Raw genomic sequence first — 18,827 nt, 5'->3', positions numbered from 1 at the left:
TTTATGTGATCATTTTCACTAACGGCGCTAATTTGTATTTAAATTGTATTATTTACAAATTTTACGCTGAAGGCATAATTCCGTGAAAAGGTATTAGAAAGGCAGATTCTATGGGTAACAAACCGATGTACCGGCAGATAGCCGATGCCCTTCGCGAGAAAATCAATGCGGGTGAGTTAAAACCCGGCGATGCGCTACCGACGGAATCCAGCCTTCAGGAGGCGTTCAACGTTAGCCGTGTAACGGTGAGACAGGCGCTGAAGCTGCTTACGGAAGAGCAGATCGTCGAGAGCATTCAGGGCAGCGGCACCTACGTAAAAGAAGAACGCGTTAACTACGACATTTACCAGCTCACTGGGTTTTACGAAAAGCTGGCGGACCGAAACGTCGACACGCACAGCGACGTCAGCGTCTTCGAAGTGGTGAAAGCCAATGAGAGACTCGCAGCAAGGCTGGCGATCAACCCGGATGATAAAGTCTGGCACGTCAAACGAGTCCGCTTTATCAAACAAAAACCGGTGAATCTCGAAGAAACGTGGATGCCGCTGGCAATGTTCCCCGATCTTACCTGGGAAGTGATGGAGAATTCGAAATACCACTACGTTGAGCAGATCAAAAAGCTGGTTATCGATCGCAGCGAGCAGGAGCTGGTGCCGATCATGCCGTCAGAAGAGGCGATCGCCGCTTTGGGGCTCGCTCCGACAAAACCGATCCTGGAAAAAGTCTCCCGCGGGTTTCTGAAAGACGGACGGGTATTTGAATACAGCCGCAACGTGTTCAATACCGACGATTACAAGTTCACTCTCGTCGCCAAACGCAGGCAATAAAAAAGGCCGCTTTACAGCGGCCAACCATGTCGAAACGGACATTTTTATACTTCAACGCCCCCTTCCGGGGAGCAGAGAGGACTTACTTAATGATGGATTTCAGTGCTTCGCCGATATCCGCCAGGCTGCGAACGGTCTTCACGCCTGCGGCTTCCAGCGCTGCGAATTTCTCATCAGCCGTACCTTTACCACCGGCGATGATCGCGCCTGCGTGACCCATACGCTTGCCTTTCGGCGCGGTCACACCCGCGATGTAGCCCACAACCGGCTTGGTCACATGTTCTTTGATGTAAGCAGCTGCTTCTTCTTCCGCGCTACCACCGATCTCACCGATCATCACGATCGCTTCGGTCTGTGGATCTTCCTGGAACAGCTTCAGGATGTCGATGAAGTTAGAGCCCGGGATCGGGTCACCGCCGATGCCCACACAGGTGGACTGGCCGAAGCCGTAGTCGGTGGTCTGCTTAACGGCTTCATAGGTCAGGGTACCGGAACGGGACACGATGCCCACTTTACCCGGCTTGTGAATGTGGCCCGGCATGATGCCGATTTTGCATTCGCCCGGGGTGATAACGCCTGGGCAGTTCGGGCCGATCATGCGCACGCCTGCTTCATCCAGCTTCACCTTCACGGTCAGCATATCCAGCGTCGGGATGCCTTCAGTGATGGTGATGATCAGTTTGATACCTGCGTCGATCGCTTCCAGAATGGAATCTTTGCAGAATGGAGCCGGAACGTAGATCACGGTCGCGGTTGCGCCCGTCGCTTCTACGGCTTCACGCACGGTGTTGAACACCGGCAGGCCCAGGTGCGTGGTGCCGCCTTTACCTGGCGTTACGCCGCCAACCATCTGCGTGCCGTAGGCAATCGCCTGTTCGGAGTGGAAAGTCCCCTGGCTACCGGTGAAGCCCTGGCAGATAACCTTGGTATCTTTATTAATTAAAACTGACATTATTTCCCCTCCACTGCGGCAACAACCTGCTGAGCTGCATCCGTCAGACTTTTCGCTGCAATAATATTCAGGCCGCTGTCAGCCAGTTTTTTCGCGCCGAGTTCAGCGTTGTTACCTTCCAGACGTACGACAACCGGAACGTTAACGCCCACTTCTTCTACCGCACCAATGATGCCGTCAGCGATCAGGTCGCAACGTACGATACCGCCGAAGATGTTCACCAGAACAGCTTTCACATTGTCGTCAGAGAGGATGATTTTGAACGCTTCAGTGACGCGCTCTTTAGTTGCGCCACCGCCTACGTCGAGGAAGTTCGCTGGCTCACCGCCGTGCAGCTTAACGATGTCCATGGTGCCCATTGCCAGGCCCGCGCCGTTAACCATGCAGCCGATGTTGCCATCGAGCGCAACGTAGTTCAGTTCCCACTGTGCAGCCTGCGCTTCACGCGGGTCTTCCTGAGACTGGTCGCGCATTTCGCGCAGATCGGACTGGCGGAACAGTGCGTTGCCGTCAGCGCCCAGCTTGCCGTCGAGGCAGATCAGGTCGCCCTGGGTGGTGATCACCAGCGGGTTAATCTCGATCAACGCCAGGTCGCGCTCCAGGAAGATGTTCGCCAGACCCATGAAGATCTTGGTGAACTGCTGAACCAGCTTGCCTTCCAGACCCAGTTTGAACGCCAGCTCGCGACCCTGGTAAGGCATTGGGCCTGCCAGCGGATCGATAGCCACTTTGTGGATCAGGTGCGGGGTCTCTTCCGCTACTTTTTCGATTTCCACGCCGCCTTCGGTAGACGCCATGAACACCACGCGACGGGAGCTACGGTCAACAACCGCGCCCAGGTACAGTTCTTTCGCGATGTCGGTTGCCGCTTCCACCAGGATCTGGTTAACCGGCTGGCCGTTTGCATCTGTCTGGTACGTTACCAGACGCTTGCCGAGCCAATGTTCAGCAAACGCACGAATCTCTTCTTTGCTCTTAACGACCTTCACACCGCCCGCTTTACCACGGCCACCAGCGTGAACCTGACATTTAACTACCCAAGGGCCGGCACCGATTTTAGATGCAGCTTCTTCTGCTTCACGCGGGGTAGTACAGGCATAACCCACCGGAGCCGGTAAGCCATACCGGGCAAACAGCTGTTTGGCCTGATATTCATGTAAGTTCATGTGTTCTATCCATCCTTCAGGTAATCGTTAGGTATTGCTTTTGTAGGCCCGGCAAGCAACGCGCCGCCGGGCAAGACTGCAAAAACTAGACGTCCAGCAGCAGACGCGTTGGATCTTCCAGCAGCTCTTTAATCGCTACCAGGAAGCCCACGGACTCGCGGCCGTCGATCAGGCGGTGGTCGTAAGAGAGCGCCAGGTACATCATTGGCAGGATCTCAACTTTACCGTCTACCGCCATCGGGCGATCTTTAATGGCATGCATACCCAGGATCGCGCTCTGCGGCGGGTTAATGATCGGGGTAGACATCAGCGAGCCGAATACGCCGCCGTTGGTAATGGTGAAGTTACCGCCGGTCAGATCGTCTACGGTCAGCTTGCCGTCGCGGCCTTTAACAGCCAGCTCTTTAATGTTTTTCTCGATGTCAGCCATACCCAGGGTATCCACATCACGCAGAACCGGCGTTACCAGGCCGCGTGGGGTAGAAACCGCCATGCTGACGTCGAAATAGTTGTGGTAAACCACGTCATCGCCATCAATGGACGCGTTCACTTCCGGGTAGCGTTTCAGCGCTTCAACTACCGCTTTCACGTAGAAGGACATAAAGCCCAGACGGATACCGTGACGTTTTTCAAACGCGTCACCGTACTGCTTACGCAGGTCCATGATTGGCTTCATGTTCACTTCGTTGAAGGTGGTCAGCATCGCGGTGGAGTTTTTCGCCTCCAGCAGACGCTCGGCCACGCGCTTACGCAGGCGAGTCATTGGCACGCGTTTTTCGCTGCGGGCGCCCAGAGCAGGCTGTGCTGCCGGTGCCGCCGCAGGGGCTTTCGCTTCTGCCTGAGCAGGCGCTTTCGCCAGGTGCTTGTCGATGTCTTCGCGGGTCAGACGACCGCCCACACCGGTACCTTTGATGGCTGCCGGGTCAAGGCTGTGTTCAGCCAGCAGGCGACGGATCGCCGGGCTGAGGGCATCGTTAGACTGCTCTTCCAGAGAAGCCTGCTGGCGCTGAGCCGGCGTAGAGGCTTTCTCTTCAGATTTCGCGCTGGACTCTTTGCCCGCGCTGTTGCCTTCACGCAGGCGACCCAGGATCTGACGAGAGGTGACGGTGGTACCTTCATCTTCCAGCACCGCGTCCAGAACGCCATCCGCCGAAGCCGGTACTTCCAGTACCACTTTGTCAGTTTCGATTTCTACCAGCACTTCATCGCGCTTAACGGCATCGCCTGGTTTTTTGTGCCAGGTAGCGACGGTCGCATCTGCTACAGATTCAGGCAGGTCGGGAACAAGAATATCTACGCTACTCATTTTGTATCCTTTAATTAATCGACGTTCAGCGCGTCATTGACCAGATCTTGTTGCTGCTTCTGGTGAACGGACATATACCCTACCGCCGGAGAGGCGGAGGCCGGGCGACCTGCATAGCGCAGGGCTGACCCAAATGGAATCACTTCACGGAAATGATGCTGGCTGCAGTACCATGCGCCCTGGTTGAGCGGCTCTTCCTGGCACCAGACAAAATCATGTACGTGAGCATATTGTTTCAGCACGTCCTGCATCGCCTGATGCGGGAACGGATAAAGCTGTTCGATACGCACGATGGCGACATCTTTCTGATCGTTCTTACGGCGCTGTTCCAGCAGGTCGTAATAAACCTTACCAGAACACATCACCACACGCTTCACGGCCTGCGGATCCAGCTCGTCAATTTCGCCGATGGCCGGCTGGAAGGTACCGTTCGCCAGTTCTTCCAGGCTGGACACCGCCAGCGGATGACGCAGCAGGGATTTCGGCGACATCACCACCAGAGGACGACGCATACCGCGCAGCGCCTGACGACGCAGCATGTGGTACACCTGAGCCGGGGTGGACGGTACGCAGACCTGCATGTTCTGCTCGGCGCAGAGCTGCAGATAACGCTCCAGACGCGCGGAGGAGTGCTCCGGACCCTGGCCTTCATAACCGTGCGGCAGAAGCATCACCAGGCCACACATACGGCCCCATTTCTGCTCGCCGGAGGAGATGAACTGGTCGATAACTACCTGCGCACCGTTGGCGAAGTCACCGAACTGTGCTTCCCAGATGGTCAGGGTGCGTGGTTCAGCGGTGGCGTAACCGTATTCGAAAGCCAGCACCGCTTCTTCAGACAGCACGGAGTCCCAGACCTTGAACTGGCCCTGACCGTTGTGCACGTGCTGCAGCGGGGTGTAGGTTGAACCGTTGGACTGGTTGTGAACCACCGCGTGACGGTGGAAGAAGGTACCACGGCCCGCATCTTCACCGGACAGACGAACAGGAATCCCTTCGTCAACCAGCGTTGCGTAGGCCAGCGTTTCCGCACCGCCCCAGTCAAACAGCTTCTCACCTGCCGCCATGGACTGACGGTCAGCGTAGATTTTCTGCACGCGAGACTGCATCTCGATAGCGTCCGGTACGGTGCTGATACGTTTAGCCAGCTCCTGCAGGCGCTTCATCTCAACCTTGTTCGGGTAGCTCTCATCCCACTCGTGGTTGAGGTACGGCGACCAGGTAAAGGAGTGCATGTTCATCGGACGCAGTTCTTTCACCACGCATTCACCCGCATCCAGCGCGTCGCGGTAGAGGTTGACCATTTCGGTCGCATCTTCCAGCGTCGTCACTTTGTCGCTCTCCAGCTTGTCAGCATAGATTTTGCGCGGGGTTGGGTGTTTTTTGATTTTCTGGTACATCAGCGGCTGGGTTGCACTTGGCTCATCCGCTTCGTTATGGCCGTGACGGCGGTAGCAGAAGAGGTCAATGAACACATCGCGTTTAAAGGTATTACGGAAGTCCAGCGCCAGACGGGTAACGAAAGCAACCGCCTCCGGGTCATCCGCATTAACGTGGAAGATTGGCGCCTGCACCATCTTACCGATGTCGGTGCAGTACGGGGTAGAACGCGCATCCAGCGGGTTAGAGGTGGTAAAGCCCACCTGGTTGTTGATCACGATGCGAACGGTACCGCCCACTTCATAACCACGCGCTTTCGACATGTTCAGGGTTTCCTGAACTACGCCCTGCCCTGTTACCGCCGCATCACCGTGGATGGTGATTGGCAGAACTTTGTTGCTGCTTGGTTCGTCCAGACGATCCAGACGCGCACGCACGGAACCGATAACCACCGGGCTAACGATTTCCAGGTGTGATGGGTTAAACGCCAGCGCCAGGTGAACCAGACCGCCTTCGGTTTCGATATCCGACGAGAAGCCCATGTGGTACTTCACGTCGCCGGTGCCGAGGTGTTCTTTATGTTTGCCCGCGAATTCGTCGAACAGGTCCTGCGGTTTTTTACCCAGCACGTTGACCAGCACGTTCAGACGACCGCGGTGCGCCATACCCAGCACCACTTCACGGGTGCCGCTCTTGCCTGCGTGACGAATCAGCTCTTTCAGCATCGGCACCAGCGCGTCACCGCCTTCCAGCGAGAAGCGTTTTGCGCCCGGGAATTTCGCGCCCAGATAGCGCTCAAGCCCTTCCGCTGCGGTCAGTTCGTTCAGGAAGCGTTTTTTCTCGTCAGCCGAGAAGGTCGCGTGGCCCGCTACGGATTCGATACGCTGCTGGATCCAGCGTTTCTCTTCGGTAGAGGTAATGTGCATGTATTCCGCGCCGATGGAGCCGCAGTAGGTTTGCTTGAGCGCGTCAATCAGATCGCCCAGCTTCATCGTGTCTTTGCCGATGGCAAAGGAACCTACGTTAAAGCTTTCCTGGAAATCGGCCTCGGTCAGATCGTGATATGCCGGATCGAGATCGGCCACACGGTCTTGCTGCCACAGTCCCAGCGGATCGAGATTCGCATGCTGGTGACCGCGGAAGCGATAAGCGTTGATGAGCTGCAGGACTTTAACCTGCTTCGCATTGGTGTCAGGGTCGGAAATCGCAGAAGAGTAACGTGAGGCATCCTTCGCCAGACGACGGAAATAATCACGTGTTTTGGAATGGAATTGATCCGGTTTGACCCCTGTGCCAGGCAACTGCTGGAACATGGAACGCCAGTTTGCGTCCACTGAGTCAGGATCGGTTAAGAAGTCTTCATAGAGCTGTTCAATCCAGCTCTGGTTTGCACCAGAAAGGAAAGAAGAGTCCAGCCAGGCTTTCATTGCGCCGTTCTGCATCGTGATCCCTTAAGCATTTTTATGCTTACTTTCGCCGTAGAAACTACCACGCACACCACGTGTACGTGCCGGGGTTCACCTGCGAGCTCTTTTCATTTGGCCCGCGAAGGAACCTTTAGAAACTGTCTAGACTTCAGGGCAGTTTTTAAAGGTTTCTGCAATTTGCCCGGTGGCGCTACGCTTACCGGGCCTACTGTTACGTAGGCCGGATAAGCGCAGCGCCATCCGGCGTTTTTACTTACGCACTGCGCTGCAGCAGCATCGACTTAATATGGCCGATGGCGCGCGTCGGGTTCAGCCCCTTCGGACACACACTGACGCAGTTCATGATGCTATGGCAGCGGAATACGCTGAAAGCGTCACTCAGTCCTTCCAGACGGCTGTCGGTTTCGGTGTCGCGGCTATCGATCAGGAAGCGATAGGCAGCCAGCAGACCGGCCGGGCCGATAAACTTGTCCGGGTTCCACCAGAACGACGGGCAGGACGTTGAACAGCATGCGCAGAGAATACACTCGTACAACCCATCGAGTTTTTCACGCTGCTCAGGAGACTGTAAGTGCTCGCGAGCGGGTGGATTTTGCCCATTATTCAATAAGTAAGGCTTAATCTTCTCATATTGTGCATAGAATTGCCCCATGTCTACCACCAAATCACGTACGACCGGCAGGCCTGGCAGAGGACGGATAACAATTTTCTGACCAGGACGCTGCAACGCTGAAATTGGCGTGATGCAGGCCAGGCCATTTTTGCCGTTCATGTTCACCCCGTCAGAGCCACAAACCCCTTCACGGCAGGAGCGGCGGAACGACAGCGTTGGATCTTTTTCTTTCAGCTGGATTAACGCATCCAGCAGCATCATGTCGCGACCTTCTTCCGCTTCCAGGGTGTAGTCCTGCATACGCGGAGCGTCATCAACATCCGGGTTATAACGATAAACTGAGAATTCGAGTTTCATTATCCTGTCTCCGCATTAGTAAGTACGAATCTTCGGCGGGAACGCCGGACGCAGTTTCGGTTCCATATTGACGCTACGACGCGTCATGGATTCCGATTCTGGCAGATACAGGGAATGGCACAGCCAGTTTTCGTCATCACGATCCGGGAAGTCGAAGCGGCTATGCGCGCCACGGCTTTCGGTACGGAAGTTTGCCGACATCGCCGTCGCGAACGCGGTTTCCATCAGGTTATCCAGCTCCAGGCACTCAACGCGCTGGGTGTTGAACTCGCTGGAGGTGTCGTCCAGACGGGCATTTTTCAGACGCTCGCGGATCGCTTTCAGCTGCTCAAGACCTTTGGCCATCGCGTCGCCTTCACGGAATACCGAGAAGTTGTGCTGCATGCACTCCTGCAGCGCTTTACGGATTTCCACCGGATCTTCGCCGTTACGGTTACCGTTCCAGCGGTTGAGGCGCTCAAGAGAGGCATCAATTTCGTCATCGGTTGCATCACGCAGCGCGCCCTGCTCGGCAATGGACTCCTGCAGATGCAGACCCACTGCGCGACCAAACACCACCAGGTCCAGCAGAGAGTTGCCGCCCAGACGGTTTGCGCCGTGTACGGATACGCAGGCAATTTCGCCTACCGCGAACAGGCCCGGGATGACCACGTCTTCGCCCTGCTCGTTCACGGTCAGCGCCTGACCGGTCACTTTGGTCGGAATACCGCCCATCATGTAGTGGCAGGTTGGGATAACCGGAATCGGCTCTTTCACCGGGTCGACGTGTGCAAAGGTGCGGGACAGTTCCAGGATGCCCGGCAGACGGGATTCCAGAACTTCTTTACCCAGATGGTCGAGCTTCAGCTTCGCGTGTGGACCCCATGGGCCGTCACAGCCGCGGCCTTCACGGATTTCGATCATGATGGAACGCGCCACCACGTCACGACCCGCCAGGTCTTTCGCATTCGGGGCATAACGCTCCATGAAGCGCTCGCCGTGTTTGTTCAGCAGGTAACCACCTTCACCACGGCAGCCTTCCGTCACCAGAACGCCCGCGCCGGCGATACCGGTCGGGTGGAACTGCCACATCTCCATATCCTGCACCGGCACGCCCGCGCGGATAGCCATACCGACGCCGTCACCGGTGTTGATATGGGCGTTAGTGGTGGACTGATAGATACGGCCTGCGCCGCCGGTCGCCAGCACGGTAGCGCGGGCTTTGAAGTAAACCACTTCACCGGTTTCGATGCACAGCGCGGTACAGCCAACGACTGCGCCATCGGCATTTTTCACCAGATCCAGCGCGTACCACTCGGAGAAGATGGTGGTATGGTTTTTCAGGTTCTGCTGATAAAGGGTGTGCAACAGCGCGTGACCGGTACGGTCAGCCGCCGCCGCGGTACGTGCCGCCTGCTCGCCGCCGAAGTTTTTCGACTGGCCGCCAAACGGACGCTGATAGATAGTGCCATTTTCCAGACGGGAGAACGGCAGACCCATATGGTCCAGCTCCAGAATCGCTTCCGGGCCGGTTTTACACATATATTCGATGGCATCCTGGTCGCCGATGTAGTCGGAACCTTTTACCGTGTCATACATGTGCCATTCCCAGTTGTCTTCATGGGAGTTACCCAGCGCAACGGTGATACCGCCCTGCGCAGACACGGTGTGGGAACGGGTCGGGAAAACTTTAGAGAGCAGCGCACAGGTCTGGCCGCTCTGGGAAATTTGCAGTGCGGCACGCATACCTGCGCCACCGGCACCAATCACAACAGCATCAAATTCTCTGACTGGCAGTTTCATTACACACCCCACACCACAACGAATCCATAAATAACGTAAACCACCAGTGCAACGACAATGGCCAGCTGCAGCGGGAGGCGAATCGCCAGCGGTTTAACGTAATCGGTCAACACCTGCCACATGCCAATCCAGGCATGAATAAGGATGGAGAACAGAGCCAGCAGGGTGAACACTTTGGTGAAGGCGGAGCCGAAGAACCCACTCCAGATTTCCCACGTCAGCGTGCCGCTGGTCGCGAAGAAACCGATCATATAGATGATATAAAGCGTGAGAACGATGGCGGTAGCACGGACCAGGATGAAGTCATGTACGCCGTTGCGTCCTAATGCGGAGGCGTTGCTTACCATACGAGAACTCCTGCGAGAAGTGAAAGCACGACTGTAATCACAAATGAAATGTTAGCGGAGCGTTTCCCGGCTTCGAAAGTCTCTTCCAGGTAGCCAAAGTCCATCAGCATATGGCGAACACCCACGACGACGTGGTACGCCAGCGCGGTCAGAATGCCCCACATGATGAATTTCACGAAGAAGCTGTTCATGATGGCAGAGGCCTGGAGGAATCCTTCAGGAGAAGAGAGGCTGGTCCCCAGCAACCACAGCAGAATACCGACCGCCACAAACGTAATCACACCGGACACACGGTGCAGAATGGACGCTATTGCTGTTACAGGGAACCGGATCGTTTTGAGATCCAGATTGACAGGTCTTTGTTTTTTCACATTTCTTATCATGAATAACGCCCACATGCTGTTCTTATTGTTTCCTTCCTCCGGACTGCGATGCGGGTCAAGCAGCGTTCCTTTTCTATAACTGCGCGTCATGCAAAACATTGCTTCCAGATGCTAAAACGACACGTTACAACGCTGGGTGGCTCGGGATTGCAGGGTGTTCCGGAGACCTGGCGGCAGTATAGGCCGTTCACAAAATCATTACAATTAACCTACATACAGTTTGTCGGGTTTTCTCTGGAACAGTGATCAGGGTCACGATAACAACATCTTTTTAATTTTTAATCATCTGATTTGACAAATGTTAAACAATATTGTTACAAACGTCATCAGAAAAGGCATATAATGCGCAAAAGTTATGAGGTCTCACTTTCACCTGACAAATAGTTATGTAACAGTGTGATGGTATTGACCGAAGTTATCAGGACAGTTATTAGTGATATACAGGTTTGAATAATTCGGACTGCAAAAACGCTGATTTGCTGTTGTTTCACTGATATTTCATTCGTTTACCTGCAAGGCGCCATAGCTCTGTACCCTGGTTTGTCCTCGTGAGCTGAGCGGTAAGCCAAATAACAATCTGGTAACGGTGATCTACAGCTGAAAGCAAATCCGGTGAAGCGCAGTCTTAAGCATAAGGCGCTAAGGAGACCGTAAATGGCTGATACAAAGGCAACGCTCACCCTAAATGGTGACACTGCTATTGAACTGGATGTGCTAAAAGGCACGCTCGGTCAGGATGTTATTGATATCCGTACACTGGGTTCTAAAGGTGTGTTCACCTTTGACCCTGGATTTACCTCTACCGCATCTTGCGAATCCAAAATCACCTACATTGACGGTGACGAAGGTATCCTGCTCCATCGCGGCTTCCCCATCGATCAGTTAGCCACCGAATCCAACTATCTGGAAGTGTGCTACATCCTGCTGAACGGCGAAAAACCGACGCAGGCACAGTACGATGAATTCAAAACCACCGTAACCCGTCACACCATGATCCATGAGCAGATTACCCGTCTGTTCCATGCGTTCCGCCGTGACTCTCACCCAATGGCGGTGATGTGCGGGATTACCGGTGCGCTGGCGGCGTTCTACCACGACTCCCTTGACGTGAATAACCCGCGTCACCGTGATATCGCGGCGTTCCGCCTGCTGTCCAAAATGCCTACCATGGCGGCGATGTGCTACAAATATTCCATCGGCCAGCCGTTTGTGTATCCGCGCAACGACCTCTCCTACGCGGGTAACTTCCTGCGCATGATGTTCTCCACGCCGTGCGAAGAGTACGAAGTGAACCCGGTACTGGAACGTGCGATGGACCGTATTCTGATCCTGCACGCTGACCACGAACAGAACGCCTCTACCTCTACCGTCCGTACCGCGGGCTCTTCAGGCGCGAACCCATTCGCCTGTATCGCTGCGGGTATCGCCTCCCTGTGGGGACCGGCGCACGGCGGCGCGAACGAAGCGGCACTGAAGATGCTGGAAGAGATCAGCACCGTTGAGCACATTCCTGAGTTCGTGCGTCGTGCGAAAGACAAGAATGACTCCTTCCGCCTGATGGGCTTCGGTCACCGTGTTTACAAAAACTACGACCCGCGCGCCACCGTCATGCGTGAGACCTGCCACGAAGTGCTGAAAGAGCTGGGTACCAAAGATGACCTGCTGGAAGTGGCGATGGAGCTTGAACACATCGCGCTGAACGACCCGTACTTCATCGAGAAGAAACTCTACCCGAACGTCGATTTCTACTCTGGCATTATTCTGAAAGCGATGGGCATTCCGTCTTCCATGTTCACCGTCATCTTCGCCATGGCCCGTACCGTAGGCTGGATTGCGCACTGGAACGAGATGCACAGCGAAGGCATGAAAATCGCCCGTCCTCGTCAGCTGTATACCGGCTACGAGCAGCGTGATTTTAAGTCTGATATTAAGCGCTAATAAACACGCCCGGCGGCGCTTCGCTTGCCGGGCCTACAAGTGCGAAATGTAGGCCGGGTAAGGCGTAGCCGCCACCCGGCTTTTTTATTTCTGACAGTGCGGGCACCAGTAAAAAGGTCTTGAAGAGAGCATAATCCTGTCGATAATCCCGCCGCACCGCTCGCACTTTTTCCCCGCCCGATGAAACACCTTGAACCGGAACAGCGCCCCGTGATGCTTGTTCTCATCCACCACGCCGCGCGTGTTGTACGACAGCCGCGGAATATCCAGCAACGCGTGGGATAGCGCCTCCAGCTGTTCATCATTCAGCTGAGACGCTTTATGCTGCGCCGCCAGCCCGACTTCCCAGAGGATCTCTACCCGCAGGTAGTTACCCAGCCCGGCCAGAAAGGCCTGGTCGAGGAACAGACCGGAAAACTGTCGGTTACGGAATTTAGGTGATAACAGCCGGGCCTTCACGTCGCTCGCCGTCAGGCGCATGTCCAGCACGTCCGGTCCGACCCGCTGCAGAAACGGATGCGTCAGCAGCTGCTCCGGCGTTAACATTTCGATATCCGACGCGCTGTAGAGCAGGATCGCCTTATCCGCCGTTTGCAGCCTGACGCGCAGCACGCGGGTGGTTTGCGGCTGCTCGTCCGCTTCCACCACTCGCCAGACGCCGTAAAGCTGGTTATGGCTATATAACGTCAGGTTATGGGAAAAGTGCGTAAGCAAGGCCTTGCCGCGCGTTTCAATATGGGTCACCGACTGCCCCAACAGCTTTGATTCAAACGGTTTTAGCTGAGGAAAAGCAAACCAGACATCCGTCAACGGTTTGCCCTTTATCGCCGCCTCCAGGCTATCCGCCGCGCGGCGGATCTCCGGACCTTCAGGCATGTTATTGTCCTTTCATGATTATTCTGCGCTGACCAGAATGCCCTCTTCAGAGAACGCCGCCCGCAAGCGGCGCGCGAACTGGAGCGCATGCTCACCGTCGCCGTGTAAACACACCGTATCGGCCTGCACGTTTGCCGGTGTTCCGTCCACGGCAATCACCCGCCCGGCGCGCACCATCTCCAGCGTCTGCGCCAGCGCTTTAGCTTCGTCGGTAATCAGCGCCCCGGCCTGCGTACGTGGAACCAGGCTGCCGTCCGGCAGGTATCCCCGATCGGCAAACACTTCCTGACGGGTAGTCAACCCCAGCCGTTCTCCGGCGCGAATCAGCTCGCTGCCCGCAAGGCCTACCAGAATCAGCTGCGGATTACAGTCCCGCACCGCGCGGGCAATTGCCTCCGCCAGCGCCGGATCTTTCGCCGCCTGGTTATAGAGCATGCCGTGCGGCTTTACGTGGCGCAGCACACCGTTCTCGGCGCGCACCATCGCCTCCAGCGCGCCGATCTGGTAGAGCACCTGAGCGTAGACCGTCTCCGGCGGCAGATCCATCGCCGTGCGGCCAAAGTTTTCCCGGTCGGGGAAGCTCGGATGAGCGCCTATCGCGACGCCATTTTTAATGGCATTACGCACGCTCTCCAGCATGGTTTGCGCATCGCCCGCGTGAAAGCCACAGGCGATATTGACCGAGGTGACCAGCGTCATCAGCGCCAAATCGGCACTGCTGCCCTCCCCCAGATCGGCATTCAAATCAATCTTTACCATCAAGCCTCCACGCCAGCTGTTCGAGATAACGCTGCTGATCCTGCCGCGCCTTAAGCGCCTCCTCCAGCGAACACTGCACGAAGTGAATCGGCTGACCGAGGGGAATTTGCGCCAGATGGTAGCGATCGGCTTCAATGATGCAGGCAATTCGTGGATAACCGCCCGTTGTCTGCGCATCGTTCATTAACACGATGGGCTGACCGTTGCCCGGCACCTGAATGACCCCCGGCAATAACCCATGGGAGAGCAGTTCCCGGTCCGTCGTGCGGGTCAGCGGCTGCCCCTGCAGGCGGTAGCCCATGCGGTTACTCTGCGGGCTGAGCTTCCACGGCGAGCGCCAGAAGGACTCTTTAGACGCCTCGTCAAACTCATGATATTCCGGCCCCGGTAAGGCACGGATCTGGTTTCCCCACAGCAGCTGTTTTATGCCCTGCGTGGTGGAGAAATGGCGCGCGGAGGGCTTGAGTGCCAGCCGATCGCCGTCGCGCAGCAGGCGTCCTTCGTGACCGCCGATCCCGGCTTTCTGATCGGTACTGGATGAGCCCAGCACTTCCGGCACGTCGATGCCGCCCGCCACCGCGAGATAGCTACGTACACCGTGCAAAGGACGCTTTAAGGTCAGACGCTGTCCGGCTTTGGCCCGCAGCCGCCAGCCGGTCCACACCGCTTTGCCGTCCAGCGTCGCGTCACACCCTGCGCCGGTTAAGGCAAACCAGGTCTCCTGACTAAACTCAATGACGCACTGGCCGAGTGTAATTTCGAGTGCGGCCGTATTGCCGGGGTTGCCCACCAGCACGTTAGCAATCTCCAGCGCAGGCCTGTCCAGTGCGCCACAATAGCTCACGCCAGACTGGCGCATACCAAAGCGGCCGACATCCTGTACGGAGGTATAAAGCCCGGCGCGAATAAGCGTTAACATACCCCCTCCTTCTGCGGGATAAAGCGTAGGGTATCGCCGGGACGCAGGAGTATTGGCGTCTCCAGCCCCGGGTCAAATAACGCGGTAGCCGTATGCCCAATAAGCTGCCAGCCGCCAGGCGATGTCAGCGGATAAACGCCGGTCTGCTCGCCGCCGATAGCCACCGTCCCCGCCGGTACGCTCAGGCGCGGTTCGGCACGGCGTGGCGTATGCAGCTGAGGAGACAATCCCCCCAGATACGGGAATCCGGGCTGAAACCCCAGGAACCAGACCACGTAGTCAACCGAGCTGTGCAGCTCAACAACCTGCTTCTCTGTTAATCCACAGTGGTCTGCCACCACGCCGAGATCCGGCCCACCCGTACCGCCATAAACGACCGGGATCTCAATGGCACGCGATTCCGGCTCCAGGGCCTCACTCTCTTCCCACCAGCGCTGCAAACGTTCGATGGCGTCCAGCGCCAGGGTATGCGGGCTACGCAGCACCACGGTGATGTTATTCATCCCCGGAATGGCTTCAACCACCTCCGGTAGATCGACCAGACGCTGTGTTAGCCGCCAGATACGCTTTTGCGTGGCAAGGGTCACCGGTGGCTCGAGCTCCAGTACCACTGCCGTTTCTCCCAGAAGATAACAACGCGCTCGCTGCACTCAGGCACCTCTCATCAGGCCGGGTTAGGGATATCAATAAAGGTCACATCCAGATCGGTATTTTCCGTCAGCCACTCGCTGAGGGCGCGAATGCCGCCGCGCTCGGTGGCATGATGGCCTGCCGCGTAAAAATGCAGTCCCTGTTCACGCGCCGAATGAATGGTCTGCTCGGAAACCTCGCCGGTGATAAAAGCATCGACGCCGAAACGCGCGGCGCTGTCGATAAAGCCCTGACCGCCCCCGGTACACCAGGCAACACGCTTCACCGTATCCGGACCGGTATCGCCGCTCCACAGCGGACGACGCCCCAGGCGCGCTTCAATCCACGATGCCAGCTCCAGCCCCGGAACCGGCATCGCCAGTTCGCCCCACGGCACCAGCGGCTCAATTTCGCCCATCACGGTAATCCCCAGTAGCTGCGCCAGCTGGACGTTGTTGCCGAGCTCCGGGTGCGCATCCAGCGGCAGATGGTAACCGTACAGGTTGATGTCATTTGCCAGCAGCGTTTTCAGGCGGTTGCGCTTCATCCCGCGAATAATCGGCGATTCGTTTTTCCAGAAGTAACCGTGATGGACAATCACCGCATCAGCGTTCTGACGAACGGCCTCGTCCAGCAGCGCCTGGCTTGCCGTCACGCCGGTGATAATTTTTTGCACCGTCTCGCGACCCTCAACCTGGAGCCCGTTCGGGCCGTAATCGCTGAAGGACGTGCTGTTCAGTTTTTCGTTAATCAGGCTTTCCAGTTCGCTGTTTTTCATCATCACTCTCTTATGCTTTGCGGGCAGCTTCGTACGCCGCCAGCGTGGCGACGCGCGCCTGTTTATGGTCGACAACCGGACGAGGGTAATCCAGCTTTACACGCTGTTTATCCGCCCATGCCCACGGTTCGTGGATCGCTTTAGCAGGTATACCGTTAAGCTCAGGCACCCAGCGGCGAATAAACTCGCCGTCCGCATCAAATTTTTGTCCCTGAGTGGTCGGATTAAAAATCCGGAAATAGGGCGCGGCATCGGTGCCGGTAGAAGCCGCCCACTGCCAGCCGCCGTTATTCGCCGCCAGATCGCCATCGATCAGCTGAGAGATAAAATAGCGCTCTCCGATACGCCAGTCGATAAGCAGATCCTTCACCAGAAAGCTGGCGGTAATCATCCGCAGGCGGTTGTGCATCCACCCCGTCTCGTTAAGCTGACGCATGGCGGCATCGACTATCGGGTAACCCGTCTGCCCTGTTTGCCAGGCTTTCAGCAGCCGATCGTTCGATTGCCACGCCACTTTTTCCGTCCAGTTGATGAAGGGACGATGTTTACATAAATCAGGGTGATACGTCATCAGATGGCGGTAGAACTCGCGCCAGATCAGTTCATTCAGCCAGACGGACCCTGCGCCCCCCTCCAGCGCCTGCGGCTGCTCCGCCAGCAGGCGATGTAAACACTGGCGAGGAGAGATCGCGCCCTGCGCCAGACAGGCCGACAGGCGGCTGGTGCCCTCGATGGCGGGAAAATCCCGACGCGCGTCGTAACAGGCCGCGTCCTGTTTGCAGAACTGGCGCAGTTGGGCGATAGCCGCTTTCTCGTCGGCGGGGAACAGCGTTTCATCAAACGGCTGCTGAGGGTAATCAAACGTCAGTTCAGGCAGATTCTTTATGGCTTCGCCTCTCACGGCAGGCGCGGCAACGCACTCCGGCAGCGCCTCTTTCAGACGTTTGATAAAGGCATTTTTGAACGGCGTAAAAACTTTATACATCTCGTGGTTGCCGGTCATCACGCTGCCCGGTGCCAGCATCACGCTGTCATCAAACCCTTCGCAGACCACCTCTTCCAGCATCTTCTCCAGCTGACGGTCGCGCTGCTGCTCGTTGAATTCGTACTGATAGTTGTAAAAAAGATGCGTGACGTTGTGCTGCTTACAGATCTCCTGCACCGTCTGAAGCTGCGCGGCAAAATCACCCACCTCTTTATAGAGAAGCGGTATGCCTTTTCCGGCGAGCGAGTGCTGCAGGTCGGTCAGATACGCACGCAGCAAGGCCGCCTGGCGGGGGGCCATATTGTGCTGCCGCCACTGCTCGGGCGTGGCGATAAACAGAGCCAGTACGTTAGCGTCTTTGGCGCGACAGGCCGCCGCGAGTGCGATGTTGTCATGTACGCGCAGATCCGCGCGAAACCAAACCAGATGGGTGGGCATAAAACTCCAGGCTATTGTCCATTATGTCCATAAGGGCATGCCGTAAAAGGAAAAAGCATGCATTGAACTACTTTGCCATGAAGTGTAGACGGGATGAAATAAAAAAGGCCGCCCGAGGCGGCCTTAACGCTACTTGTCCTGCGCTATCGTGGTTAAAGCGACAAACACATTCGGTTCATCGCTCTTTACAACGAGTACGCTGGCGACAATGAACGCGATGCAAAAATAGCGTTTCATTATGCGGTCCCTGCAGCTAACCGCTCCACCGTTCACCACCGGTGATAAGTCGGTGGACACAAGCCCTGACGAGAGCCTGATTTACGGTTGTGGTGACGCCTTTCCCGGGACCGGTGCCCATGTGCGAGATGGCGGAAAGGGACGCTGCATAGTAGTTGGCCCTCGCGTAAAAGGTAATCCACTAAAATGATTTTTAAGAATCTATTTAGGGATTTGCCGTTTGATTACTTAAGGACCCGAGATATTCTTGTAAGCCTCTGACGAGGGCTTGAAGACCACCCAACGGACCGCGAATCCCGAGGGACAAAAAAACCGCCACATTGCTGTTGGCGGTTTTTTTATTGCTGTGTGTAATCTTAGTATCAGTAAAAATCGCAGGTCGCTTTCTCTGCCTGATCCATCCACACCGGCTTCTCGCTGGTTTTCGCCCAGACGCGGTGCAGATAGCTGTAAAAACGTGCACGATCTTTCCAGAACAGCATCACCGGCAGAGCCAGCACACCAGCCACTACGGCGAAAGTGCGACGCATGAACACGATATGAGCCGGATACTCTTTATAAAGATCCATATTTTCTCCCCTATAGTTGGCCGGAAACGTCATCCGGAAAATTCAAAATCTGTGACCTGGCTAAAATAATATCGCTTTATTTGTAATTTTACTACTCATCCGACCACTTATTTTTATCCATTTAGTGAATATTTACATTCACGCCGTAACTAAGTTAC

17 protein-coding genes are annotated in these 18,827 nt (G+C 56.1%); 2 read left to right on the top strand and 15 right to left on the bottom strand.

Annotated elements, in window-relative coordinates; all coding sequences use genetic code 11:
• The first annotated feature begins 110 nt into the window (after positions 1–110).
• Positions 111–827, top strand: a complete 717-nt coding sequence (locus V1566_RS09365; protein WP_395305693.1) for a GntR family transcriptional regulator — start codon at positions 111–113, stop codon at positions 825–827.
• A gap of 82 nt (positions 828–909) precedes the next feature.
• Here the strand turns inward: V1566_RS09365 and sucD are convergent, their stop codons facing one another.
• From sucD to sdhC, 8 genes are all read right to left on the bottom strand, one after another.
• Positions 910–1,779, bottom strand: a complete 870-nt coding sequence (gene sucD / locus V1566_RS09360) for a succinate--CoA ligase subunit alpha (protein WP_008501094.1) — start codon at positions 1,777–1,779, stop codon at positions 910–912.
• Positions 1,779–2,945 (bottom strand): ADP-forming succinate--CoA ligase subunit beta, encoded by a 1,167-nt coding sequence (gene sucC / locus V1566_RS09355; RefSeq protein ID WP_047347067.1) that lies wholly within the window; start codon positions 2,943–2,945, stop codon positions 1,779–1,781. The genes sucD and sucC overlap by 1 nt, the downstream gene beginning before the upstream one ends.
• Positions 2,946–3,030: 85 nt before the next feature.
• A complete protein-coding gene (odhB, locus tag V1566_RS09350) occupies positions 3,031–4,251 on the bottom strand; it encodes a 2-oxoglutarate dehydrogenase complex dihydrolipoyllysine-residue succinyltransferase (RefSeq protein WP_008501093.1) in 1,221 nt (406 codons plus the stop codon).
• Positions 4,252–4,265: 14 nt separating this feature from the next.
• Positions 4,266–7,073, bottom strand: coding sequence for a 2-oxoglutarate dehydrogenase E1 component (sucA, locus tag V1566_RS09345; protein ID WP_395305692.1), 2,808 nt, complete (start codon positions 7,071–7,073; stop codon positions 4,266–4,268).
• Between the two features lie 238 nt (positions 7,074–7,311).
• On the bottom strand, positions 7,312–8,028 hold the full coding sequence (sdhB, locus tag V1566_RS09340) for a succinate dehydrogenase iron-sulfur subunit SdhB (protein WP_008501090.1): 717 nt from the start codon (positions 8,026–8,028) through the stop codon (positions 7,312–7,314).
• Positions 8,029–8,043: 15 nt separating this feature from the next.
• The gene (sdhA, locus tag V1566_RS09335; protein WP_014883036.1) at positions 8,044–9,810 is read right to left on the bottom strand and encodes a succinate dehydrogenase flavoprotein subunit; all 1,767 of its coding nucleotides are present in this window, start codon (positions 9,808–9,810) and stop codon (positions 8,044–8,046) included.
• Positions 9,810–10,157, bottom strand: a complete 348-nt coding sequence (gene sdhD / locus V1566_RS09330; protein WP_008501088.1) for a succinate dehydrogenase membrane anchor subunit — start codon at positions 10,155–10,157, stop codon at positions 9,810–9,812. Before sdhD ends, sdhA begins: the two co-directional genes overlap by 1 nt.
• Positions 10,151–10,555 carry a succinate dehydrogenase cytochrome b556 subunit gene (sdhC, locus tag V1566_RS09325; protein ID WP_020684965.1) on the bottom strand — a complete coding sequence of 135 codons (405 nt, stop codon included), beginning with the start codon at positions 10,553–10,555 and terminating at the stop codon, positions 10,151–10,153. The genes sdhD and sdhC overlap by 7 nt, the downstream gene beginning before the upstream one ends.
• A gap of 639 nt (positions 10,556–11,194) precedes the next feature.
• On the opposite strand from sdhC, the gene V1566_RS09320 reads away from it, so the two are divergent.
• Positions 11,195–12,478, top strand: a complete 1,284-nt coding sequence (locus V1566_RS09320; protein ID WP_023334930.1) for a citrate synthase — start codon at positions 11,195–11,197, stop codon at positions 12,476–12,478.
• Between the two features lie 84 nt (positions 12,479–12,562).
• Here V1566_RS09320 and nei read toward each other — a convergent pair whose 3' ends face one another.
• The 7 genes from nei to V1566_RS09285 all read right to left on the bottom strand — a co-directional run bounded on the left by nei (position 12,563) and on the right by V1566_RS09285 (position 18,669).
• Positions 12,563–13,354 carry an endonuclease VIII gene (gene nei / locus V1566_RS09315; RefSeq protein WP_395305691.1) on the bottom strand — a complete coding sequence of 264 codons (792 nt, stop codon included), beginning with the start codon at positions 13,352–13,354 and terminating at the stop codon, positions 12,563–12,565.
• Between the two features lie 18 nt (positions 13,355–13,372).
• Positions 13,373–14,113, bottom strand: coding sequence for a 5-oxoprolinase subunit PxpA (gene pxpA, locus V1566_RS09310; protein ID WP_395305690.1), 741 nt, complete (start codon positions 14,111–14,113; stop codon positions 13,373–13,375).
• Entirely contained in the window at positions 14,100–15,032 is a 933-nt protein-coding gene (gene pxpC / locus V1566_RS09305) for a 5-oxoprolinase subunit PxpC (RefSeq protein ID WP_395305689.1), read from the bottom strand. The genes pxpA and pxpC overlap by 14 nt, the downstream gene beginning before the upstream one ends.
• Positions 15,026–15,682: a 5-oxoprolinase subunit PxpB gene (gene pxpB / locus V1566_RS09300; RefSeq protein WP_395305688.1), complete on the bottom strand. Its 657-nt coding sequence runs from the start codon at positions 15,680–15,682 to the stop codon at positions 15,026–15,028. Before pxpB ends, pxpC begins: the two co-directional genes overlap by 7 nt.
• 14 nt (positions 15,683–15,696) lie before the next feature.
• Positions 15,697–16,440, bottom strand: a complete 744-nt coding sequence (locus tag V1566_RS09295) for a type 2 GTP cyclohydrolase I (RefSeq protein WP_023310783.1) — start codon at positions 16,438–16,440, stop codon at positions 15,697–15,699.
• A 10-nt stretch (positions 16,441–16,450) separates the two neighbouring features.
• Entirely contained in the window at positions 16,451–17,863 is a 1,413-nt protein-coding gene (gene phrB, locus V1566_RS09290) for a deoxyribodipyrimidine photo-lyase (RefSeq protein ID WP_395305687.1), read from the bottom strand.
• 599 nt (positions 17,864–18,462) lie between these two features.
• Positions 18,463–18,669, bottom strand: coding sequence for a YbfA family protein (locus V1566_RS09285; RefSeq protein ID WP_014069366.1), 207 nt, complete (start codon positions 18,667–18,669; stop codon positions 18,463–18,465).
• Positions 18,670–18,827 lie beyond the last annotated feature (158 nt).

Origin of the sequence: Enterobacter sp. ECC-019 (genome assembly GCF_043974075.1) — a bacterium.
GTDB classification, from domain to species: Bacteria; Pseudomonadota; Gammaproteobacteria; order Enterobacterales; family Enterobacteriaceae; genus Enterobacter; species Enterobacter asburiae_D.
This window is presented reverse-complemented; position numbering and strand designations above follow the sequence as displayed.

Coding starts and splice junctions, on each gene's coding strand:
- V1566_RS09285 (WP_014069366.1), bottom strand. CDS start 18,669: ATGGATCTTTATAAAGAGTATCCGGCTCATATCGTGTTCATGCGTCGC.
- sdhB (WP_008501090.1), bottom strand. CDS start 8,028: ATGAAACTCGAATTCTCAGTTTATCGTTATAACCCGGATGTTGATGAC.
- phrB (WP_395305687.1), bottom strand. CDS start 17,863: ATGCCCACCCATCTGGTTTGGTTTCGCGCGGATCTGCGCGTACATGAC.
- nei (WP_395305691.1), bottom strand. CDS start 13,354: ATGCCTGAAGGTCCGGAGATCCGCCGCGCGGCGGATAGCCTGGAGGCG.
- V1566_RS09295 (WP_023310783.1), bottom strand. CDS start 16,440: ATGAAAAACAGCGAACTGGAAAGCCTGATTAACGAAAAACTGAACAGC.
- sdhC (WP_020684965.1), bottom strand. CDS start 10,555: ATGTGGGCGTTATTCATGATAAGAAATGTGAAAAAACAAAGACCTGTC.
- sdhD (WP_008501088.1), bottom strand. CDS start 10,157: ATGGTAAGCAACGCCTCCGCATTAGGACGCAACGGCGTACATGACTTC.
- sucD (WP_008501094.1), bottom strand. CDS start 1,779: ATGTCAGTTTTAATTAATAAAGATACCAAGGTTATCTGCCAGGGCTTC.
- V1566_RS09320 (WP_023334930.1), top strand. CDS start 11,195: ATGGCTGATACAAAGGCAACGCTCACCCTAAATGGTGACACTGCTATT.
- V1566_RS09365 (WP_395305693.1), top strand. CDS start 111: ATGGGTAACAAACCGATGTACCGGCAGATAGCCGATGCCCTTCGCGAG.
- odhB (WP_008501093.1), bottom strand. CDS start 4,251: ATGAGTAGCGTAGATATTCTTGTTCCCGACCTGCCTGAATCTGTAGCA.
- sdhA (WP_014883036.1), bottom strand. CDS start 9,810: ATGAAACTGCCAGTCAGAGAATTTGATGCTGTTGTGATTGGTGCCGGT.
- pxpC (WP_395305689.1), bottom strand. CDS start 15,032: ATGTTAACGCTTATTCGCGCCGGGCTTTATACCTCCGTACAGGATGTC.
- sucC (WP_047347067.1), bottom strand. CDS start 2,945: ATGAACTTACATGAATATCAGGCCAAACAGCTGTTTGCCCGGTATGGC.
- pxpA (WP_395305690.1), bottom strand. CDS start 14,113: ATGGTAAAGATTGATTTGAATGCCGATCTGGGGGAGGGCAGCAGTGCC.
- sucA (WP_395305692.1), bottom strand. CDS start 7,073: ATGCAGAACGGCGCAATGAAAGCCTGGCTGGACTCTTCTTTCCTTTCT.